Consider the following 20,123-nt stretch of genomic DNA (forward strand, 5'->3'; position numbering starts at 1 on the left):
CAGGGCCCCGGGGGCCGCCGCGGTCAGGCGACGAGCGCGGCGCGGGCGGCCCCGGCGTCCACCGGCCGGTCGAGCAGCATGGTGTGCGCCGCGCGGGTGGCCGCCAGCGCCTCCGGGTCCAGCGTCGCCACCAGCACGTCCTCGCCGGTGTCGGCGCCCCGCGCCAGCGGCCGGCCCTCCGGGTCGTACACCGCCGCGCCGCCGTTGAACCGCCAGGGATCCGCGCCGCCGACCGCGTTGGCGAACACGACGTACATCGTGTTGTCCAGCGCCCGGGCGGCGTAGTAGAGGTCGCGGCGGTGCGCCGAGCCGGCCAGGTAGCCGCTCGGGCAGAGATACCCGTGCGCGCCGTCTCCGGCCGCGGCCCGCGCGTGCTCCGGGAAGCAGCCGTCGTAGCAGACGCCCAGGCCGAGCCGCCACGTCTCGACGAGCAGCGTCGCGCCGCGCCGGCCGGCGTCGAACAGCTCGCGCTCGCCGCCCCAGAGCTGCTGCTTGTCGTACGCGGCGGTGACCGTGCCGGCCGGGTCCACGACGAGCGAGGAGATGGTGCGCCGCCGGTCGGGGTGGCGGACGGCGGCGCCGATCACCACGGCGGCGCCCGCGTCGGCGGCAGCGGTACGCAGCGGGTCCAGCCGGGGGTCGGCGACCCGGCCGTCGGCGTCGGCGGCCACGTCGGTGGCCTCCGGGTCGGCGCCCAGCGTCGGCGGGTGGTACGCCGGCAGGAACAGCTCGGGCAGCACCACGACCCGGGCGCCCTCGGCCCGGGCGACGAGGCGGGCGGCGGCGCGGGCGTTGCCGGCGACGTCGCCGGGGACGGGCTGGGCCTGGACGGCGGCGACGGCGAGCGGGCGCGCGGGAAGGGCGGTCACGCGCCGATCCTAACCACCCGGCGGCGGGCAGATGATCATCCGGAATCGAATCTCAAGCCGTACGTACGGTTTGCATCGGCCGCTTCCACCTGCGACGATCCGTTCGTGCCCAGAGTAAGTCAGGACCAGCTCGACGCGCGCCGGCAGGAGATTCTCGCGGCGGCGCGGGCGTGTTTCGCCCGGCACGGCTACGAGGGCGCCACAGTGCGGCGGCTGGAGGAGGCCACCGGCCTGTCCCGTGGCGCGATCTTCCACCACTTCCGGGACAAGGACTCCCTGTTCCTGGCCGTCGCCGAGGACGACGCCGCCGCCATGGTGGAGACGGTCGCCCGCAACGGCCTGGTGCAGGTCATGCGCGACCTGCTGGCCCGGGCGGTCTCGCCGGACACCACCGGCTGGCTCGGCAGCCAGCTGGAGGTCTCGCGCCGGCTGCGTACCGACCCGGCCTTCGCCAAGCGCTGGGCGGAGCGTTCCGAAGCCATCGCCGCGGCGACCCGGGAACGTCTGGTGCGTCAGCGCGAGGCCGGCGTGCTCCGCGACGACGTCCCGATCGACGTGCTGGCCCAGTTCCTGGAGCTGGCCTACGACGGGCTGGTGCTGCACCTGGCGATGGGCCGCCCGGCCGGCGACCTGGCCCGGGTGCTCGACCTGGTCGAGGAGGCAGTGCGCCGGCACTGAGCCGCGCCGGTCTCGGTCCGGTAACTGCGCCGCTCCAGGAGATCGACTCTGGCGCGCCTGCTCCACAATGAGCCGCGACCCCTCCGCGCGACAGGAGCAGCCGATGAGCCTCCCCTCGGACGACACCTGGGGCATCCCCGGCCCCACCTTCCTGCGCTGGTACCTGCTGGTCGCCGTCGTCCTGGTGATCGGCGCGATCGTGTACCGGCGTCGCATGCTGGCCGGCGCGCCGGTGACCGACCACGGCGCGCTGGGGCCGCAGCAGGTCGCGTATCTCAACGGCGGCGACCAGCTCGCCGTCTGGGCCGCGCTCGGCGCGCTGCGCCACGCCGGCGCGGTCGGCGTACGACCGGACCGGCGGCTCACCACCGGCGGTCCGCTGCCGGCCGGGGCCACCCCGCTGGACCAGGCGGTCCACCACGCGGCGAGCCGCGGCCTGCGTACCCGGGACCTGGCCGCCGACGACTGGGTGCGGCGGGCGATCGACGAGCTGCGCGACGGTCTGGTCCGCCGGGGCCTGGCACTGGACCAGGAGCGACGCCGGACGCTGCGGCGCGGCGCGCTGCTGATCGGCTTCCTGCTGGTGATCGGCATCGCCCGCGCCGTCTTCGGGCTGCTCAACGGGCGGCCCACCGGCTGGCTCCTGCTCAGCCTGGTCGCGCTCGGCATCGCGTTCATACTGCTCAACCGCGTGCCCTGGCGTACCCGGGCGGCGACCGCCGCGCTCGACGACATGCGCCGCCGGCACGCCTGGCTGCGGCCGGCCGCCTCCCCCGCGTACGCCACGTACGGCGCGACGGATGTGGCGCTGGGCGTGGCGCTGTTCGGCACCGCCACACTCTGGACCATGGACCCGGGCTTCGCCGAGCAGGCCGAGATCCAGCGGCAGGCGATGGGCAACGCCGGCGGCGCCAGCTCCGGCACCTCGTGCGGCGGCGGAGCAACCGCCGGCGGCGGCTCCTGCGGGGGCGGCAGCTCCTGCGGTGGGGGCGGTGGCTGCGGCGGAGGCGGGTGCGGCGGATGACCGGTCCGGCCGGCGTCGGCATCGGCTGGCGCCCCGAGATCGCCGGTTTCGTGGCCGGGCTGCCCGGGCTGCGGTTCGTCGAGGTGGTCGCGGAGACGGTCACCCCGGCCGGTCCGCTGCCGGACGGCCTCGCCGAGCTGCGCGCACGCGGCGTCGACGTCGTACCCCACGGGGTGCGGCTGTCCCTCGGCGGCGCGGAACCGGTCGACCCGGCGCGGGTGACGCACCTTGCCGGGGTGGCCGCGGCGCTGGACGCGCCGCTGGTCAGCGAGCACATCGCGTTCGTGCGGGCCGGTGGTCTGGAGGCCGGGCACCTGCTGCCGCTGCCGCGCAGCCGCGAGGCGGTGGCCGCCGTGGTGGCGAATGTGCGGCGGACGCAGGCGGAGCTGCCGGTGCAGCTGGCCCTGGAGCCGATCGCCGCGCTCTTCGACTGGCCCGACGACGAGCTGGACGAGGCGGATTTCCTCACCGAGATCCTCGACGCCACCGGCGCGCTGCTGCTGCTCGACGTCGCGAACGTGCACGCCAACGCCCGCAACCGGGGCGACGACCCGACGGCGCTGCTGGACCGGCTGCCGCTGGAGCGCATCGCCTACGCGCACGTGGCGGGCGGCGCCGAACACGGCGGCTTCTACCACGACACGCACACCGATCCGGTGCCCGCCGCCGTGCTCGGCCTGGTCCGCGAGTTGTGTCAGCGACGCCGGCCGCCCGCGTTGCTGCTGGAACGCGACGGGCACTACCCGCCCGCCGCCGAGCTGCGCGCGGAACTGGACGCGCTCGCCGTCGCCTCCGGCCACCCGGTGGTCACGTGAGCGGCGGCCTGGCGGCCCGGCAGGCCGAGCTGGTCGCCGCGCTCGTCGCCGGTGGACCGCTGCCGCCCGGCTTCGCCCCCGCGCCGGTCGAGGCGGCCCGCCGGGCGCTGCTGCGCAAACGCTCCGGTGACGTGGGGCGGCACTGGCCGCTGCTCGCCGCCGGCCTCGGCGCGGACTGGCCTGCGACGTTCACCGCGTGGGCGGACGGACGGCCCACGAACGGCTCCCTGCGCGACGGCTGGGACCTGGCCCGCGCACTGCGCGACCAGGGCACGCTGCCGCCGCTGGGCGCGGAGGAACTGGCCGCGCGCGAGGCCGCCAGCCACTACGACGGTCACCGCCCGCCCCGGCCCCGCCGGATGCCGGCCGTCGCCCGGGCCGGCGGCGCCGTCGCGGCCCAGTTCGCCGGCCGGGTACGCCTGTTGCGGCCCGCCCCGCGCTGACACGCGCGCCGCGGTACGGCAGGATCGGGCGTATGGATCTCGGACTCGCCGACCGGGTGTACGTGCTGACCGGCGCCTCCGGCGGCCTCGGCTTCGCCACCGCCGAGCAACTCGTCGCCGACGGCGCCCGGGTGGTCATCGCCGCGCGCGCCCCGGAACGGGTGGCCGCCGCGATCGAGGCGCTCGGTGACCCGCAGCGGGCGATCGGGCTCACCGCCGACCTCGCCGACCCCGGCACCCCGGACCGCCTCGTCGCCGCCGCCCGCGAACACTTCGGCCGGCTCGACGGCGCGCTGATCTCGGTCGGCGGCCCGCCGCCCGGCACCGCGGCCTCGGTCACCGACGAGCAGTGGCGCGAGTCGTTCGAGACGGTCTTCCTCGGCAGCGTCCGGCTCGCCCGCACGGTCGCCGGGGCGCTCACCGACGGCGGCGCGATCGGGCTGGTGCTCTCCACCTCGGTACGCGGACCGCTGCCCGGGCTCGGCATCTCCAACGGCCTGCGGCCGGGCCTGGCTGGCGTGGCGAAGGACATGGCCGACGAGTTCGGCCCGCGCGGCGTACGCGTGGTCAGCCTGTTGCCGGGACGGATCATGACCGACCGCAACCGGGAGCTGCTGGCCGGCTCCGGCGACCCCGAGCGGGCCCGAGCCCAGGCCGAGGCCGCGATCCCGCTGGGGCGCATCGGCGACCCGGCGGAGTTCGGCCGGGTGGCGGCGTTCCTGCTCTCCCCCGCCGCCGGGTACGTCACCGGGGTGACCGTCCCGGTCGACGGCGGCGCGCTGCGCGGGCTGTGACAGTGGCTGCTGTGGCCGGGCTTCCTGCGACGGCGGGTGCGGTGAGTGGGCTTTCCGCAGCGGCTGCGGTGAGCGGGCTTCCCGAGGTCGTGGCTCCGGTCAGCGGGCTTTCCGCAGCGGCTGCGGTGCGCCGTGGGCGGTTGGCCGCGCCCGCGGCGGGCCTGGCGCCCGGGGCGGTGGGCAGGTGAGCGATCGACGGCGCCCGGGCGGCGGGCGGCCCGAGGCCGCGCCCGGCCCGGGCACACCCGCCCGGCGGCACCCGCGCCCCAGCCGCGAGCAGCTCGCGGCGGCGGCCGACCGGCTGCTGCCCGACGTGATCGCGCCCGGCCTGGACGTGCTCTTCGTCGGCATCAACCCGGGTCTGTGGTCGGCGGCCACGGGCTGGCACTTCGCCCGGCCGGGCAACCGGTTCTGGCCCGCCCTGCACCGGGGCGGCTTCACCCCGCGTCTGCTGCACCCCAGCGAGCAGGACACGCTGCCCGCGCTCGGCCTCGGCATCACCAACATGGTGGCCCGTGCCAGTGCCCGCGCCGACGAGCTGACCGCCACGGAACTCGTCGACGGCGCCGCCACGCTCACCGCGAAGGTCGAGCGGTACCGGCCACGCTGGGTGGCGGTTGTCGGCGTGACCGCGTACCGGATCGGGTTCACCCGGCCGAAGGCCGGATTCGGGCCGCAGCCCGAGACGCTCGGGCCGGCCCGGCTGTGGGTGCTGCCCAACCCGAGCGGCCTGAACGCCCACTTCACCCCGGAGACGCTCGGCGCCGCGTTCGCCGAGCTGCGCGCGGCGGTCGTCGCGGGTTAGGGCTGCGATCGTCGCGGTTTAGGGCTCCGGTCGTCGCGGGCTAGGGCACCGGTCGTCCGGGGCGCCTCGGCCCGGGCGCCGGTCCGCCCGGCCTCGCGGGGGCGCTAGTTGGCCGCCGCCGGGGGCAGGGCCTCGTGGGCGACGTAGGTGCCCATCGGCACCGTGGTGACCACCGGCTCGGGCTGCTCCACCTCGGCGTGGGGCGTCGGCGAGTCGGTGACCGCGAACTGGGTGCGGTACAGCTCGGCGTACAGGCCGCCGACGGCCACCAGCTCGTCGTGCCGGCCGCGCTCCACGATCCGGCCCTCGTCGAGCACGAGGATCTGATCGGCGTCGCGCACTGTGGAGAGCCGGTGCGCGATCACCAGCGCGGTACGCCCGGTCAGCGCCACCGACAGCGCCCGCTGCACCGCCGCCTCGCTCTCCGAGTCCAGGTGTGCGGTGGCCTCGTCCAGGATCACGATCGACGGGGCTTTGAGCAGCAGCCGGGCGATGGCGATGCGCTGCTTCTCGCCGCCGGAGAAGCGGTAGCCACGCTCGCCGACTGTCGTGTCGAGCCCGTCCGGCAGCGCCCGGACCAGGTCGGCCACCTGCGCGCCGGCCAGGGCGGCCCAGATCTCGTCGTCGGTGGCGTCGGGCTTGGCGTAGCGCAGGTTCTCTCGGATGGTCTCGTGGAACAGGTGCGAGTCCTGGGTGACCACGCCGATCTCGTCGCGCAGCGAGGCGAGCGTGGCGTCCCGCACGTCGACGCCACCGACAAGCACCTGGCCCTCGCTGACGTCGTAGATCCGGGAGATCAGCATGGACAGTGTCGACTTGCCGGCGCCGGAGGGGCCGACAAGGGCCACCATCTGCCCGGGCTCGACGGCGAACGAGACGCCCTTGAGCACCGGCTCGTTCACCGTACGGTCGAGGGTTGAGACCTCCTCCAGCGACGCGAGTGACACCTCGGCGGCGCTCGGGTAGCGGAAGCGCACGTCGCGGAACTCGACGCGGCCGCTGCGGCGCGGCACCGGCACCGCGTCGGGCTTCTCGGTGATGGACGGGCGCAGGTCGAGCACCTCGAAGACGCGGTCGAACGAGACGAGCGCGCTCATCACGTCGACCCGGACGTTGGAGAGCGCGGTGAGCGGACCGTAGAGGCGGGTCAGCAGCAGCGCGAGCTTGACGACGGTGCCGGCGCTGACAGCCCCGGTCACCGCCAGCCAGCCGCCGACCCCGTAGGTGAGCGCCTGGGCCAGCGACGCGACGAGCAGCATCGCCACGAAGAACGTCCGCGAGTACATCGCGGACTGGATGCCGATGTCGCGCACCCGCTCGGCCCGGCGGGCGAACCGGTCGGCCTCGACCTCCGGCGCGCCGAACAGCTTGACCAGCAGCGCTCCGGCCACGCCGAACCGCTCGGTCATCGTCGCGTTCATCTTGGCGTCGAGGTTGTACGACTCGCGGGTGATCTCGGCCAGCCGCCGGCCCACCCGGCGGGCCGGGATGATGAAGATCGGCAGCAGCACCAGCGCCAGCACGGTGATCTGCCAGGACAGCACGAGCATCGCGGCGGCGGTGAGCACGAGCTGGATGACGTTGCTGACCACGCCGGACAGCGTCGAGGTGAACGCCCGCTGCGCGCCGAGCACGTCGTTGTTGAGCCGGCTCACGAGCGCGCCGGTCTGCGTGCGGGTGAAGAACTGCAGCGGCATCCGCTGGACGTGGTCGTAGACCCGGGTGCGCAGGTCGAGGATGATGCCCTCGCCGATGCGGGCCGAATACCACCGCTGGACCAGGGAGAAGAGCGCGTCGGCCACGGCGAGCGCGGCGATGATCAGGGCGAGCCGGACCACTGTCGAGCGGGCGTCCGGGCCGGCCCCGGCGATCGCGTCGATGACGTCGCCGGCGAGCAGCGGGGTGGCCACGCCGATGACCGCGGCGACGATCACGGTGATCAGGAAGACGACGATGTCACGGCGGTAGGGCCGGGCGAACGCGACGATCCGCCGGGCGGTGCCGCGCTTGAGCTCGTGGGCGGAGACCTCGTCCCGGTTACGCAGCGACCGGAGCATGCTCCAGCCGCCCATGCCGCCGCCGGCCATCGGGTGGGACACGCGTCACCTCCGGGTCGTCAGGCAGCATGAATCGTCGGAGTCCATTCTCCAGACGCCTGTGACAACCTCGCGAGTAACCCAGTTCTTCCCGAACGGTCCTTACGAAATCGCGCTTCCGGGCCGGTTACTCGCCCCGGCCGGCCAGGTCCCGGATGCGCCGGGTCTGCGCCTCCCGCTCGGCGCGCTGCTGCTCGGCGTGCGAACGGTTGGCGGCGCCCGCCAGGAGCGCCTTGATCTCGACGATCGCGTCCCGGTTGTTGGCGAGCAGCCCGGCCGACAGGTCACGCACCGCGGCGTCCAGCTCGTCGTTCGGCACCACGAGCGTGGCCAGGCCGATCCGGTCCGCCTCGACGGCGTCCATCCGGCGGCCGGTGGCGCAGATCTCCAGGGCACGCGAATAGCCGACCAGCTCGACCAGGCGGCGCGTGCCGGCCAGATCGGGCACCAGGCCGAGCGTCACCTCGGCCATCGAGAGCTTGGCGTCGGCGGCGAGCACACGCATGTCGCAGGCGAGCGCGAGCTGGAAGCCGGCGCCGATGGCGTGGCCCTGCACCGCGGCGATCGAGACGACGTCCGGCCGGTGCAGCCAGGTGAAGCCGCCCTGGAACTCGGCGATCCGGTCGGCGCATTCCGCCTCCGGGAGCGCGGCCAACTCGGCGAAGGAACCCGGCCCGGTGGCACCGGCGACCGCCAGGTCCAGGCCCGCGGAGAAGGCTCGCCCCTCGCCGCGTACGACGACCACGCGGACGTCGCCGGGCAGGTCGCGGGAGAAGTCGCTCATCGCGCGCCACATCGCCGGGGTCTGCGCGTTGAGCACGTCGGGCCGGCACAACGTCACCGTCGCGACCGGCCCGTCGCAGTCGAAGCGCACTCCGGTCGTCTCGGCGGTCACCGGACGGCCCGGAACATTGCGCTGATGGACGACGCTGGGCGGCGGGTCACGCCTTCTTGCGGCGCCGGGCGCCGCCGCGCTGCCGCAGCTGCACGCCGGATTCGGTGAGCACACGGTGGATGAACCCGTAGGAACGGCCCGTCGAGGCCGCCAGAGCACGGATGCTCTCACCCCCGGTGTACCGCTTTACCAGGTCTTTGGCGAGCGTCTGACGCTCGGCCCCGACGATCCGGCGACCCTTCTCAGTGCTGGTGGCTGTGCCGGTGGCTGCCATGCTGATCCCTCACGTCCCAGACTGTGCGGTTCGGATACGGTCCCACCTATTAGACCGCCTCGGACGATCATGCGCCAGATATCAACTATTCGCCAACCGACACGCTACGCAATGTCAGCTTCCCGATAGAGTGATCCTTCCGACCGGCTGATCCGTACCGGCCCGCCGGACGAGCCCCTCCGCGGCAGTTCGGCGAGGTGGCGGCATCGCAGCGGGTTCCCAAGCCCCACGCCCCGCCCCGTGACCGCCTGTCCATGCCGCCGAAAGCACGAGAGGCACCCGCAACCGGCCCACCGATCGACAGGCGACGATTCACTTCGCGCCACTTCGGCGAAGTGGCGGCATCCTCCCGCATGATCGACACCACTTCCCCGAAGTGGCTGCATCACCGCGCTCCAGACACCTCCACTTCGGCGAACTGGTGTGGATCATGCGGATGGTTCGTGCGGGAAGGCCACGAAGGCAGGCCGGGCGGGCGGGGTCAGGCGGGCGAGCGGGCGAGCGGGCCAGACGGTTGAGCGGACGACCTAGCAGGCCGAGCGTGGGGACCGAAAGAGCGGGCCGAGGCGGAGCGGGCCGAGCCGGACCGGACCGAGCCAGGCCGGACCGAGACGGACCGGACCGAGACGGACCGGACCGAGCCGGACCGGACCCAGCCGGGCCGGCGGGCGGGGTCAGGTGGCCTGGGTTGGCGCTGGGACGTCCGGTGTGACGGGCCGTATCGTGCCCGGGGTGATTGACGTGATCACGGCCGCGGCGGGTGCTGCCGGTGTCTTCGCCGCCACGAACCTCGATGACATCGTCGTGCTCACCGTGCTCTTCGTGGCCGCCCGGCACAGCGGCCGGCCCCGGCCGTGGCAGATCGTCGCCGGGCAGTACGCGGGTATCGGCGCGCTCGTCGCGATCGCGGTGGTGGCCGCCGCCGGGCTGCTCGTCGTGCCGGACCCGTGGCCCGGCCTGCTCGGGCTGCTGCCGATCGGGCTCGGCGTCCGCGCGTTGCTGTCCCGCGCCGACGACGACGAGCCGCCGGCAGTGGTCGGCAGCCTGCTGGGCGTCGCCGGGGTGACCGTGGCGAACGGCGCGGACAACATCGCCGTCTACGTACCGGTGTTCCGCTCCCTCGGCCCGGCCACCGGCCTGGTCTGGTTGCTGGTGTTCGCGCTGCTGGTGGCCGTGTGGTGCGCGGTTGCCGCAGCGCTCGGCGGGCACCCCCGGGTGGTGGCCCTGGTCGGCCGCGCCGGCCACTGGCTGGTCCCGGTGATCTTCATCGTCATCGGCGCGACCATCCTGCTCACCTCCGGCGTCCTCCCCCACCTGGCCGCCCTCCTGACCTGACCGGCACTGCAGGCGCCCCGCCGCCCCGACACCAGGCCCGCCCGACCCGACGCCGACCGCCCGGCCCGGCCCGGCCCCGCCCGGCCTGAGCCCGCCCGACCCAAGCCCACCCAGCACGAACTCGCCCGCCCCGAGCCCAGGCCCACCCGGCCCAAAGCTCGCCCGGCCAGACCCAGGCCCGCTCAGCCCGGCGCGGCAAGCCCCCCTACCCGACCCCGTCGATCATGAAGTTGACGGCGATGTGGATCTCCAAAAGTGCCGCCAACTTCATGATCAACGAGGAAAGGCGGGGAAGGCCGAGCAGGAGCGCGTCAGGCCAGCTCCACCAGTTCCAGCAGGTCGTCGGACCAGGCGTCCTCGTCGCCGTCGGGCAGCAGGATGGCGCGGTCCGGCTTGAGCGCGCTCACCGCGCCCGGGTCGTGCGTGACCAGCACGATCGCGCCCGGGTAGCGGGCGATCGCGTCGAGCACCTGCTCGCGGCTGACCGGGTCGAGGTTGTTCGTCGGCTCGTCCAGCAGCAGCACGTTGGCGCCGGAGCAGACCAGCGTGGCCAGCGCCAGCCGGGTCTTCTCGCCGCCGGAGAGCACGCCGGCCGGCTTGTCCACGTCCTCGCCGGAGAACAGGAACGCGCCGAGGATCTTGCGCAGATCGGTGTCGGTCTGGTCGGACGCGGCGCTGCGCATGTGCTCCAGGATCGTCCGGTCCACGTCGAGCGTCTCGTGCTCCTGGGCGTAGTAGCCCAGCCGCAGCCCGTGCCCGGGGCGCACCTCGCCGGTGTCCGGCTCCAGCAGCCCGCCGAGCATCCGCAGCAGCGTGGTCTTGCCGGCGCCGTTGAGGCCGAGGATGGCCACCCGGGAACCGCGGTCCACCGCCACGTCGACGTCGGTGAAGATCTCCAGCGACCCGTACGACTTGGACAGGCCGGTGGCGGTCAGCGGCGTCTTGCCGCACGGGGCGGGGCTCGGGAACCGTACCTTGGCGACCTTGTCCGCGACGCGGACCTCGTCCAGGCCGGAGAGCAGCCGCTCGGCGCGCCGGGCCATGTTCTGCGCGGCGACGGTCTTGGTGGCCTTGGCCCGCATCTTGTCCGCCTGCGCCATCAGCGCGCCGGCCTTCTTCTCGGCGTTGGCCCGCTCCCGGCGGCGGCGCCGCTCGTCGGTCTCGCGCGCCTCCAGGTACGCCTTCCAGCCCAGGTTGTACGTGTCGACAACGGACCGGGTGGCGTCCAGGAACCAGACCTTGTTGACCACGGCCTCCAGCAGCGAGGCGTCGTGGGAGATCACGATCAGGCCGCCCTTGTGGTTGGCGAGGAAGCCGCGCAGCCAGGTGATCGAGTCGGCGTCGAGGTGGTTCGTGGGCTCGTCGAGCAGCAGGATGCCGCCCCCGTTCTCCCCGGCGTCGCGGAACAGGATCCGGGCCAGCTCGATGCGGCGGCGCTGACCGCCGGAGAGCGTGCCGATGGTCTGCGCCAGTGCGCGGTCGGGCAGGCCGAGGTTGGCGCAGATCCGGGCCGCCTCGGCCTCGGCCGCGTAGCCGCCGAGTGAGGCGAACTGGTCCTCCAGCGCGCCGTAGCGGCGGACAAGACGCTCGTCGTCGGCGCCCTCGGCGAGCTTGTTCTCCAGTTCCTTCATCTGCGCCATGAGCACGTCCAGCCCGCGGGCGGAGAGCACCCGGTCCCGGCCGGTGACGTCCAGGTCGCCGGTACGCGGGTCCTGCGGCAGGTAGCCGATGGCGCTGCGCCGGTCGATCTGGCCGCCGTACGGCTGGCCCTCCCCGGCGAGCACCTTCAGTGTGGTGGTCTTGCCGGCGCCGTTGCGCCCGACCAGGCCGATCCGGTCCCCCGGCTGCACCCGCAGGGTGGTGTCGGACAGCAGGATCCGGGAACCGGCGCGCAGTTCCAGGCCGGTGGCAGTGATCATTTCGGAGTACTCGCTCTCGGGTCCGGAAGGGCTGACTCAGGGCACGCGAAAGCGCCGGCGGGTGGTGATTTCCCGTCGGCGCGGGGCCGTTCAGCCTTCGCAGCGCAGCACGGGAGCAAGTGTACCGGGCCCGGCGGCCCCTCTCCGCCGGATTACCGGGCAAGATCATCGGGTACCGAAAACGCCGTCCGGACCCGGTCCGGTACCGCAACCATCACAAACGGACACATCGGTGATCGGGGTCAACATGGAGCTGAACGAGAACGCGCGCGTCGACACCAGCCAGGTGGACGACCGGCGAGGGTCCGGCGGAGGCGGCGGGATGGGCATTCCGATCCCGGTCGGCGGTGGCCGGGGCGGGATCGTGGGCATCATCATCGCCGTGCTCGTCGCCCTGGTGGGTGGCGGCTTCGGCCTCAACGCCGCCACCAACGGCGGCGGCTCCGAGCAGGGTGACAACACCTCGCTGGAGCAGAAGTGCTCGGCGCAGGACGCGCTGGAGCAGCTCGACTGCCGCAACACCCTCTACGTCAACTCGATCCAGGCGTACTGGCGTACCGCGATGCCGGAGGCGTTCGGCGAGCAGTACAAGCCGTCGAAGACCGTGTTCTTCAGCCAGAACGTCAGCACCGCCTGCGGCGCCGCCGACTCCGGCGTCGGCCCGTTCTACTGCCCGGCCGACGACCAGGTCTACATCGATCTCACGTTCTACCGGCTGCTGGCCGACCAGCTCGGCGCCAAGGGCGAGTTCGCCCAGCCGTACGTGCTGGCCCACGAGTACGGCCACCACGTGCAGGACCTGCTCGGCACCGAGGCGCAGATGCGCCGCCAGCAGGAGCGTGACCCGAAGAGCGCGAACGCGCTGTCGGTGAAGCTGGAGCTGCAGGCCGACTGCTACGCCGGCGCGTGGGCAAAGAACGCCACCGGCACCGCCGACGAGCGCGGGCAGAAGATCTTCAAGAGCATCACCGAGGAGGACATCTCGCAGGCCATCGACGCCGCGGAGAAGATCGGCGACGACGCGATCCAGGAGCGTTCCGGCCGCCCGGTGAACCCGGACGAGTTCACCCACGGCACCTCGGAGCAGCGCAAGCAGTGGTTCACCAAGGGCTTCACCACCGGTGACCCGAAGTCCTGCGACACCTTCGGCGCCGGGGCCTGATCCCCGCGCCGCGCATCGGCCCGCACCGCCGCAGACGGCGGTGCGGGCCGATGTCGTTTCCGGGGCCGGTCAGGCCGGCAGCGTCACCTGAGCCGGAGTGGACCGGTTGGCGGTCGTCCCGTCACCGAGCTGACCACCGCTGTTGTCGCCCCAGCACCACAGGCCGGCGTCGGTACGGATCGCGCAGCCGTGGTCGGTGACCGCGAGGCCGCCGGTCCAGCTGGTGGCCGTGCCGACCTGGGCGGGCGCGGACCGGTGGGTGGTGCTGCCGTCGCCCACCTGTCCCGCCGAGTTCTTGCCCCAGCACCACAGGGTGCCGTCGGTACGCGACGCGCACGTCGTGTCGCTGCTCGCGGCGATCCGGCTCCACGTGGTGGCGGTGCCGATCTGCACCGGCGCGGTCCGGTACGTGCCGCTCACGCCGAGCTGCCCGTATCCGTTCTCACCCCAGCACCACAGCGCGCCGGAGCGGATCCCGCAGGTGTGCGCGTACCCGGCCGCGACGCCGGTCCACCCGGTCGCGGTGCCGACCTGCGCGGGCGCGGTCTGGGGCGCCAGGTTGCCGAGCCCGAGCTGGCCGTCCGAGCTGGACCCCCAGCACCAGAGCGTGCCGCCGGTGCGGACACCGCAGGTGTGCCCGTAGCCGGTCGAGACGCTCACCCAGTCGGTGGCCGTGCCGACCTGCAACGGGGTGTTCGCGACGTACGGCGAGGCGCCGACGCCCAGCTGGGTGGTCCGGTTGAAGCCCCAGCACCAGAGCGTGCCGTCGGTGCGTATCGCGCAGGTGTGCTGGGGACCGGCGTCGACCTTGGCCCAGGTGATCGCGGTGCCGACCTGCACCGGGGTGCTGCGGCTGGTGGTGCTCCCGTCGCCGAGCTGACCCCGGAAGTTCGAGCCCCAGCACCACAGCGTCCCGTCCGTGCGGACCGCGCAGGTGTGCCCGGAGCCGGCGTCGACGTTCGTCCAGGTGGCGGTGCCGACCTGCGTCGGGGCGCTGCGGTTCGTGGTGGTCCCGTCGCCGAGCTGACCGCCGTAGTTCGAGCCCCAGCACCACAGTCCCCCGTCGGTGCTGATCGCGCACGTGTGCGCGCCGCCCGCGGTGACGCTGCTGACGGTGGGCGCGGCGAGCACGGCGCGCTGCACCGGGCTCGCGTTCGCCGTACCCGCGGTCAGCGTGGCGGTGAGCACGAGGCTTCCGGCGCTCATTGCCGCCGCCGCGACGAGGAGTCTCGTCGCGCGGCGCCACCGGGCCCGCAGGCGGCCGTCCTGATATCCGCTCATGAAGTTGTTCTCTCCCAACGATGTCGGCGCGTGATGGCGGAGGCGAAGCTGCCCTGCGGGTCGCCCGGAGACCCGGCTTCGTGACACCGACGATAGGCATCGAGTCGATTCGATGCACCATCGAGGAGCGGGATTGAGCCGTCTTGAGGTGATCTTTCCTGTTCAGCGGACCAGGATGTGGACCGCCCGGGCGGCGGCGACGGCGGCCACCAGGACGGCGTGCCGGGGCTCCGGCACGTCGAGCAGGCGCGGCGCGCGCAGCGCCGTCAGCGGGGCCAGCCGCCGGTCGGCCAGCACCGTGTCCACCGCGCGCCGGTCGCCGCCGCACACCAGCGTCGTCAGCGTGCCCGCCTCCGGCAGCAACAGGCGTACGGCCAGCTCGGCCGCGTCACCCAGCGCCGCCTTCGCCTGGTTGTCACGCCGCCGGGCGAACCGCTGCTGGGACCAGCCGCCCGCCGCGGTACGGCCCTGGACGTACCGGGTGTCCACCTTGGAGACCACCAGGTCGGCGCCGTCGGCGATGCCGAGGGCGACAGCGCCCTTGCGGGCCAGGAGCAGACCGATCCGGCGGGCCGCCGTGGCAGAGGCGACGAATCCGGGTACGTCGTCCGACGCGCTCGCGCCGGGCGGGGTGTGCAGCTCGGCGGTGGCGTCGTCCGGGGCGGTGAGCAGCAGCCCGTACTCCTGGACGGTCGTCGCCGGCGGACCGTGCCGGTCGGTGAAGCCCTCGACCCAGCGGGCGACGCGGCCGGGGTCGACCTCGACCCACCGGCCGCCGCCGGCGGCGGGTCGGCTGCTCATGGCCCGACGGTACGCCATCGCCGGACCCGGGAACGCAACGCGGGAGGACACCGTGACCGGTGCCCTCCCGCGTCTACCGCGTGGATCAGTGGACGGTGAGGTTGCCGCCCTTCAGGTTGACCTCGGCGGTGCCGCCGCCCGTCCAGTCGGACGAGAAGAGCAGCGAGCCGCCCTTCCAGAGCGTGACCCCGACGGTGTCGTTCCTACCGGGGGCGCCCCGGTCGGTCACCGTGACGGCCAGCGTCAGGCCGGAGGCCACCAGCTTGCCCTTGTTGTCGTAGAGGGCGGCCTGGTAGCGCACCTGGGCGGCCTTGCCCGCCGAGGTGACGCCGAGCGCGTCGACGGTGTCGGCCTTGATCGTGTACGCCTTCCCGCCGGAGCGGAACTCGACCTCGGCCTTGCCCGTGGCGGGCTTGTTCGCCTTGCCCGGCTTCGCGTTCAGCTCCACCTCGACGGTGGAGTTCACGTCGGCCGGGTAGGTGCCCGCCGAGCGGGTGGCGGTGAGGTGACCGCCGCCGGTGAGGAACCCGCCGTCGGAGACGGCGACTGTCACCTGGGCGGTGGTGCTGCCCGTGTAGTTGCCGCCCACAGTCGCGGTGACGGTGTGCGTGCCCTTCGGCAGGGTGGCCTCGCACGTCGCGGAGGCGCTCGTGGTGGCCGTGCCGAGCAGGGCCGGCACGGCGGTGCAGAGCGTCACGCCGTCCCTGGTGAAGGTGACGGTGGCGGTCCGGACGTCGCCCGCGGTGGTGTCCGTCGCTCCGGGCAGCACCGAGCTGTCCCGGATCACGGCACGCAGCAGGGCCTTGCCGGAGGCGCCGCTGGTCGCGGTGTTCACCAGCGTGTCACCGGCCCAGCTCACCGCCGCGTCCTCGGCGGCGACCGTGATCGTGAACGAGGTGCTGCCGGTCAGGCCCGAGCCGTCGGAGACGGTCACCGTTACCGGGTAGTCACCCGGGGCCGCCGTCGTGGTGCCGGCAACCGTCCAGGTACGCGAGCCCGGCCGGGTGTCGGTCGCCGAGGTGCTCGTGACGGCCAGGGACAGGCCGGCGGGCAGCCCGGTGGCGGCGGCGGTCAGGTCCGCGCCCGTGGTGTCGCCGTCGGTGGCGGTGACCGTGACGGCAGGCGAGAGCGCGTCGCTGTACTGCACGCGTACGCCGTCCGGGGCGGTGCTGGTGACGGCCGGGGCGGACCGGATGGTGAAGTCGGCGTCGTTGACGTCGAAGAAGACGTTGCCGACCGCCTCGATCTTGATCCGGGCCTTCTCGGTAGCCACGTTCGGCAGCGTCACCGTCGCCGAGCCGGTGTTGGCGGTCTGCTCCGCCAGCACGTACGGGAAGGTCAGCCCGCCGTCGGCGGACAGCGAGATCTTCACCTGCGCGGCGTTCACCGGCGCCGCGTCGGTGCCGGCCACGTCCCACGTCACGGTCTGGGCCGAGCCGCCGTCCAGGACGGCGGCGGCGCCCTGCGAGGTCACCAGGAACGGACCCGCGTCCGGCGCCAGCACCACTGCGACGTCGCCGCTGCCGATGCCGCCGCCACCCAGCCGCCCGTCCCGGGCGGTGAGCTTGAAGTGCAGGGTACGGTCGCCCGCGATGCCGACCCAGTCGCGGGTGGGCAGGAACTCGGAGTAGCAGTCGACCAGCTCGGCCGGCACGTTCGAGGCGCCACCGGTGGCCGGCGGCGCCGGGGCCGCCGGGCAGGCGCCGGTGGTGGCGTTGGTGTTGCCGGCCAGGATCTGCCGCATGTCCGGGAAGACCCGGGTCGAATCGGTGCTGACCGCGTTCAGACCCGGCGAGTAGTACTTCAGGGTGTCGGTCGGCGACACGATCGCAGCCTCGCTGAACACCCGGAACAGCGGGCCGTTGACCTTCGTGTTGTTGGTCAACGCGGTGCCGGTCGTGGCGCCCCTGTCGTTCTGCTCCCACAGGTACGTGATCGTGTCGCCGTCGGCGTCGGTGGCGCTGCCGGTCAGCGCGAACGGCGTACGCACCGGGATGGTGACGGTCTCCGGCACGGTGACCACCGGGGCGTGGTTGGTGGTCTCCTCGACCAGCCAGCCGCCGTTGTCGATGGCGCCGCCCTTGGCCGTCTCGCCGACGAAACCGGAGGCGCCGGAGGCGTTCGTCAGCTCCAGCGACGCGACGTTGGTGGTCGCCAGCGTGCCGCCGAACGTCACCTGGAAGCCGTTGTCGTTGAGCGTGCCGCTGCCACCGAACGCGGCCACTGTGACAGTCGCGCCGGCCGGCCAGCCGGCGATGCCCTCGATGGCCGCCTTGATGCCGGCGGTGGTGTAGTTGACGCCCCGCACGATCGGCGCCGAGTCGCTGCCCGCGTAGCTGACGGTGAACGAGTCACCGTCGGCGTCGAACCCGTACAGCGAGACGGTCTGCACCTCGTTGATCGCCGGGCGGTTCGAGGTGACGTAGTTGGTGATCTCGGTGTAGCTGCGGTGCGACCAGTACGGGTCGCTGTGCGGCTGGAGGTTGTCCTGCTGGCAGATGCCCGCGTACGCCATGATCGACGAACCGCTGCCCGGCTCGTACGAGTTGGCAGCGCTGCGGTTGCCGCCCGAGCAGTTGTACTGCGTGCCGTTGAAGGTGTGGTTGCCGGCGAACTGGTGACCCATCTCGTGCGAGACGTAGTCGACCGCGTAGAAGTCGCCGACCGGTGTCGGCAGGCCGGTGCAGCCCTGCGCCTTGCCGTTGCCGCCGATCACGCCGAGGCTGGCCACGCCGCCGCCGTTGACGCCCAGGCCGATGTGGCCCACGTCGTAGTTGCTCGCGCCGACCAGCTGGCCGAGCACGATCCGGTTACGGCTGAGCGTGCCGCTGCCGCAGGAGGTGAGCTGTGCCGGCGTGAAGCAGGCCGCCGCGCCGCACGGGCCGTTCGGCTCGGTGGCCAGGGCCGGCGTGTTCAGGTTCGTCTTGTCGGTGTCGGTGATCAGCACGAGCCGGATCGCCGTCTCGTCCTCGTAGATCTGCGTGACCCGGTTCATCAGCGTCACCTTCGCGGCGGTGACGTTCTCCGCGCCGAAGTAGGTGGCGTACGACGGGTCGGTCACCAGCGCCACCCGGTAGGTGCGCAGCTTCACCAGCGGCCCGGCCGGGACCTCCGCCTCGGCGATCTCCTCGGCCAGCGCGTGCGCCTCCTGCGTGACGTCCTCACGCTCGACGAACTCGCCCTCGGGGTGCTCCAGGTCGCGGGCGAAGTAGCTCGCGTACAGACTCTGGTCGCGCTGGTAGTACGGGTCGATGTACCAGTTGCCCTTGGCCGAGCGGACCGAGGCGTGGAACCCGAGCGGGGTGAGGTCCGCGCGGATGGTCGCGGTCGGGTCGTCCAGGCCCTTGCCGGCGTACGTGGTGATGTCCGGGTGCTTCGCGGCCAGGCCGGCCTCCATGACCGGCGAGTCGACCAGCTCGAAGCGCTGGAACGTGCCGTCCGGAGCGGGCAGCGACACCACCTGCTTCGGCACCCGGGCCACCGCCACGCGCTTCTCGGCCGGCGCCTTGTCCAGCAGGCCCTGCATGGTGCCGCGGTCCAGCTTGTACGCGGCCAGCCGCTTGGCCTTGACGGCGGCCTTGCGGCCCGCCTTCGTGGCCGCCGGCTTGCCGTCCACCTTCTGCCACGGTCCGTGGACGCCGGGCGCGGCGGAGGCGGGCGTGGGCGCCGCGAGAACGGGAAGCGTCGCCGCGGCCAGCGCGGCGACGAGGAGGGCAGCGGTCCGTCCGCGCCGGGCGGGTTGCCGGTCGCGCGGCGGACGCCACAGGGTGATCCTCAAGTCTTCTCCCTGCTGGGTCGAGTGTGGATCGACGGACGACCGGCGGGGATGACCGGACGTACGTGAACGGTCCACGGATTGTTCCGTGACCCTAGGACCACTAGCGACTGCGAACATCACCCGCAAAGAGGATGCGGTTCCACGTGGACGGTGCTTAAGGTCGTCCCCGCTCGCGGGATCCGCGCCTCACAAGGCCGAGACGAGTCAGACACCGAGCACTGTGGCGACCGCGAGGGCGGCGATGATGACGCTGGACAGCAGCGCGGTGACCCGCCGCCCACGGGGACCGGTGAGGGCCCGGCCGATCAGCGAGCCGCCGCCGGCGATCAGCAACTGCCAGCTGGCCGAGGCGAGGAACACCCCGGCGGTGAAGGCGGCCGCGCGAACCGGGGCGGATCCGAGCACGTCGCCCCGGCCGAGGACGAGCGCCACGAAGTAGACCACTGTGGCCGGGTTGAGCAGGGTCAACGCGAGAACCGCGTCGAACGCCCGCACCGGCGTGTCCAGCCCACCCCGCGCGCTCGGCTGTTGCGTGGTGGCCGGCGGGCGCAGCGCGCGCCAGGCGGTGAGGCCGGCCAGGGCCAGCAGCACGCCGGCGGCGACCAGCCGCAGCGGACCCGCGAACGGCGCGAGCCGGCTCGCCACCGCGGCCCCGCCCAACGCCGCCACTGCCGCGTAGAGACCGTCGGCGGTGGCCACGCCGAGCGCCGCCGCCGCACCGACCCGGAACGAGGTACGGGCGCTGAGCCCGAGAATGAGGATCGCGATCGCGCCGACCGGAATGGCGACGCCGTAGCCGGCGACCAGGCCGGCCAGGAACGCCCCGCTCACGACGACGGGTGGTGGGGCGAGGCGGCCGAGGGCAGGGCGCGCTGTCGACGCGCGGCGGTGGCCGCACGGACAGGAGCCTGCTTCGGGTACGCCTCGATCACCCGCTCATCCTGCACCCCGCTCCCCCACCCCGCGACCACTTTTCCAGCGCCTGGTCTGAGCTGGGCTGGGCGGGGCGGGGCTGGCGATCTTGGCACGAGATCTAGCTGTTTTCTGGCCCCGCCGCCAGTGACGGTGCTGTCATCCCACCTTGATCGACACCATTACGCCGATGTGGCGGCATCAGAGCCACTCCGACCACACCACTTCGGCGTAATGGTGTC

At 73.4% G+C, this 20,123-nt stretch carries 17 protein-coding genes; 8 read left to right on the forward strand and 9 right to left on the reverse strand.

What is annotated here, in order from left to right:
- Positions 1 to 23: 23 nt before the first annotated feature.
- Complete coding sequence (locus tag MicB006_RS16345; RefSeq protein WP_116507221.1) at positions 24 to 869, reverse strand: carbon-nitrogen hydrolase family protein; 846 nt, start codon at positions 867 to 869, stop codon at positions 24 to 26.
- A gap of 105 nt (positions 870 to 974) precedes the next feature.
- Between MicB006_RS16345 and MicB006_RS16350 the strand changes: the two genes are divergently transcribed.
- The 6 genes from MicB006_RS16350 to mug all read left to right on the forward strand — a co-directional run bounded on the left by MicB006_RS16350 (position 975) and on the right by mug (position 5,428).
- Positions 975 to 1,547 (forward strand): TetR/AcrR family transcriptional regulator, encoded by a 573-nt coding sequence (locus tag MicB006_RS16350; protein WP_030503274.1) that lies wholly within the window; start codon positions 975 to 977, stop codon positions 1,545 to 1,547.
- A 103-nt stretch (positions 1,548 to 1,650) separates the two neighbouring features.
- Positions 1,651 to 2,571 (forward strand): TIGR04222 domain-containing membrane protein, encoded by a 921-nt coding sequence (locus tag MicB006_RS16355; RefSeq protein ID WP_116507223.1) that lies wholly within the window; start codon positions 1,651 to 1,653, stop codon positions 2,569 to 2,571.
- The gene (locus MicB006_RS16360; RefSeq protein ID WP_116511474.1) at positions 2,568 to 3,386 is read left to right on the forward strand and encodes a DUF692 domain-containing protein; all 819 of its coding nucleotides are present in this window, start codon (positions 2,568 to 2,570) and stop codon (positions 3,384 to 3,386) included. The genes MicB006_RS16355 and MicB006_RS16360 overlap by 4 nt, the downstream gene beginning before the upstream one ends.
- Positions 3,383 to 3,829: a hypothetical protein gene (locus MicB006_RS16365; RefSeq protein WP_116507224.1), complete on the forward strand. Its 447-nt coding sequence runs from the start codon at positions 3,383 to 3,385 to the stop codon at positions 3,827 to 3,829. The genes MicB006_RS16360 and MicB006_RS16365 overlap by 4 nt, the downstream gene beginning before the upstream one ends.
- Positions 3,830 to 3,861: 32 nt before the next feature.
- Positions 3,862 to 4,623: an SDR family oxidoreductase gene (locus MicB006_RS16370; RefSeq protein WP_073831392.1), complete on the forward strand. Its 762-nt coding sequence runs from the start codon at positions 3,862 to 3,864 to the stop codon at positions 4,621 to 4,623.
- 184 nt (positions 4,624 to 4,807) lie between these two features.
- On the forward strand, positions 4,808 to 5,428 hold the full coding sequence (gene mug, locus MicB006_RS16375; protein WP_116507226.1) for a G/U mismatch-specific DNA glycosylase: 621 nt from the start codon (positions 4,808 to 4,810) through the stop codon (positions 5,426 to 5,428).
- A gap of 104 nt (positions 5,429 to 5,532) precedes the next feature.
- On the opposite strand, the gene MicB006_RS16380 is transcribed toward mug, so the two are convergent.
- The 3 genes from MicB006_RS16380 to MicB006_RS16390 all read right to left on the reverse strand — a co-directional run bounded on the left by MicB006_RS16380 (position 5,533) and on the right by MicB006_RS16390 (position 8,693).
- Complete coding sequence (locus tag MicB006_RS16380) at positions 5,533 to 7,515, reverse strand: ABC transporter ATP-binding protein (RefSeq protein WP_116507228.1); 1,983 nt, start codon at positions 7,513 to 7,515, stop codon at positions 5,533 to 5,535.
- 136 nt (positions 7,516 to 7,651) lie between these two features.
- The gene (locus MicB006_RS16385; RefSeq protein WP_116507230.1) at positions 7,652 to 8,419 is read right to left on the reverse strand and encodes an enoyl-CoA hydratase/isomerase family protein; all 768 of its coding nucleotides are present in this window, start codon (positions 8,417 to 8,419) and stop codon (positions 7,652 to 7,654) included.
- Between the two features lie 46 nt (positions 8,420 to 8,465).
- Positions 8,466 to 8,693 (reverse strand): helix-turn-helix domain-containing protein, encoded by a 228-nt coding sequence (locus MicB006_RS16390; protein WP_007072022.1) that lies wholly within the window; start codon positions 8,691 to 8,693, stop codon positions 8,466 to 8,468.
- Positions 8,694 to 9,425: 732 nt separating this feature from the next.
- On the opposite strand from MicB006_RS16390, the gene MicB006_RS16395 reads away from it, so the two are divergent.
- Positions 9,426 to 10,028: a cadmium resistance transporter gene (locus MicB006_RS16395; protein WP_225980390.1), complete on the forward strand. Its 603-nt coding sequence runs from the start codon at positions 9,426 to 9,428 to the stop codon at positions 10,026 to 10,028.
- Between the two features lie 311 nt (positions 10,029 to 10,339).
- Here MicB006_RS16395 and MicB006_RS16400 read toward each other — a convergent pair whose 3' ends face one another.
- Entirely contained in the window at positions 10,340 to 11,947 is a 1,608-nt protein-coding gene (locus MicB006_RS16400) for an ABC-F family ATP-binding cassette domain-containing protein (protein WP_073831396.1), read from the reverse strand.
- 247 nt (positions 11,948 to 12,194) lie between these two features.
- Between MicB006_RS16400 and MicB006_RS16405 the strand changes: the two genes are divergently transcribed.
- Complete coding sequence (locus MicB006_RS16405; protein WP_073831443.1) at positions 12,195 to 13,109, forward strand: neutral zinc metallopeptidase; 915 nt, start codon at positions 12,195 to 12,197, stop codon at positions 13,107 to 13,109.
- 69 nt (positions 13,110 to 13,178) lie between these two features.
- On the opposite strand, the gene MicB006_RS16410 is transcribed toward MicB006_RS16405, so the two are convergent.
- From MicB006_RS16410 to MicB006_RS16425, 4 genes are all read right to left on the reverse strand, one after another.
- On the reverse strand, positions 13,179 to 14,390 hold the full coding sequence (locus MicB006_RS16410; RefSeq protein WP_116507232.1) for a hypothetical protein: 1,212 nt from the start codon (positions 14,388 to 14,390) through the stop codon (positions 13,179 to 13,181).
- Between the two features lie 162 nt (positions 14,391 to 14,552).
- Positions 14,553 to 15,191, reverse strand: coding sequence for an acVLRF1 family peptidyl-tRNA hydrolase (locus tag MicB006_RS16415; protein ID WP_192900083.1), 639 nt, complete (start codon positions 15,189 to 15,191; stop codon positions 14,553 to 14,555).
- An 85-nt stretch (positions 15,192 to 15,276) separates the two neighbouring features.
- On the reverse strand, positions 15,277 to 18,969 hold the full coding sequence (locus MicB006_RS16420; protein ID WP_225980391.1) for a M12 family metallo-peptidase: 3,693 nt from the start codon (positions 18,967 to 18,969) through the stop codon (positions 15,277 to 15,279).
- 204 nt (positions 18,970 to 19,173) lie between these two features.
- Positions 19,174 to 19,800 (reverse strand): LysE family transporter, encoded by a 627-nt coding sequence (locus MicB006_RS16425; protein ID WP_116507236.1) that lies wholly within the window; start codon positions 19,798 to 19,800, stop codon positions 19,174 to 19,176.
- Positions 19,801 to 20,123: the final 323 nt, after the last annotated feature.

This window comes from Micromonospora sp. B006, from assembly GCF_003408515.1.
GTDB classification, from domain to species: domain Bacteria; phylum Actinomycetota; class Actinomycetes; order Mycobacteriales; family Micromonosporaceae; genus Micromonospora; species Micromonospora echinospora_A.

What these genes read in the sequence shown, in the direction of transcription:
- MicB006_RS16355 (WP_116507223.1), top strand. Translation starts at nt 1,651, where the DNA reads ATGAGCCTCCCCTCGGACGACACCTGGGGCATCCCCGGCCCCACCTTC.
- MicB006_RS16360 (WP_116511474.1), top strand. Translation starts at nt 2,568, where the DNA reads ATGACCGGTCCGGCCGGCGTCGGCATCGGCTGGCGCCCCGAGATCGCC.
- MicB006_RS16370 (WP_073831392.1), top strand. Translation starts at nt 3,862, where the DNA reads ATGGATCTCGGACTCGCCGACCGGGTGTACGTGCTGACCGGCGCCTCC.
- MicB006_RS16380 (WP_116507228.1), bottom strand. Translation starts at nt 7,515, where the DNA reads ATGGCCGGCGGCGGCATGGGCGGCTGGAGCATGCTCCGGTCGCTGCGT.
- MicB006_RS16390 (WP_007072022.1), bottom strand. Translation starts at nt 8,693, where the DNA reads ATGGCAGCCACCGGCACAGCCACCAGCACTGAGAAGGGTCGCCGGATC.
- MicB006_RS16400 (WP_073831396.1), bottom strand. Translation starts at nt 11,947, where the DNA reads ATGATCACTGCCACCGGCCTGGAACTGCGCGCCGGTTCCCGGATCCTG.
- MicB006_RS16405 (WP_073831443.1), top strand. Translation starts at nt 12,195, where the DNA reads ATGGAGCTGAACGAGAACGCGCGCGTCGACACCAGCCAGGTGGACGAC.
- MicB006_RS16410 (WP_116507232.1), bottom strand. Translation starts at nt 14,390, where the DNA reads ATGAGCGGATATCAGGACGGCCGCCTGCGGGCCCGGTGGCGCCGCGCG.
- MicB006_RS16415 (WP_192900083.1), bottom strand. Translation starts at nt 15,191, where the DNA reads ATGAGCAGCCGACCCGCCGCCGGCGGCGGCCGGTGGGTCGAGGTCGAC.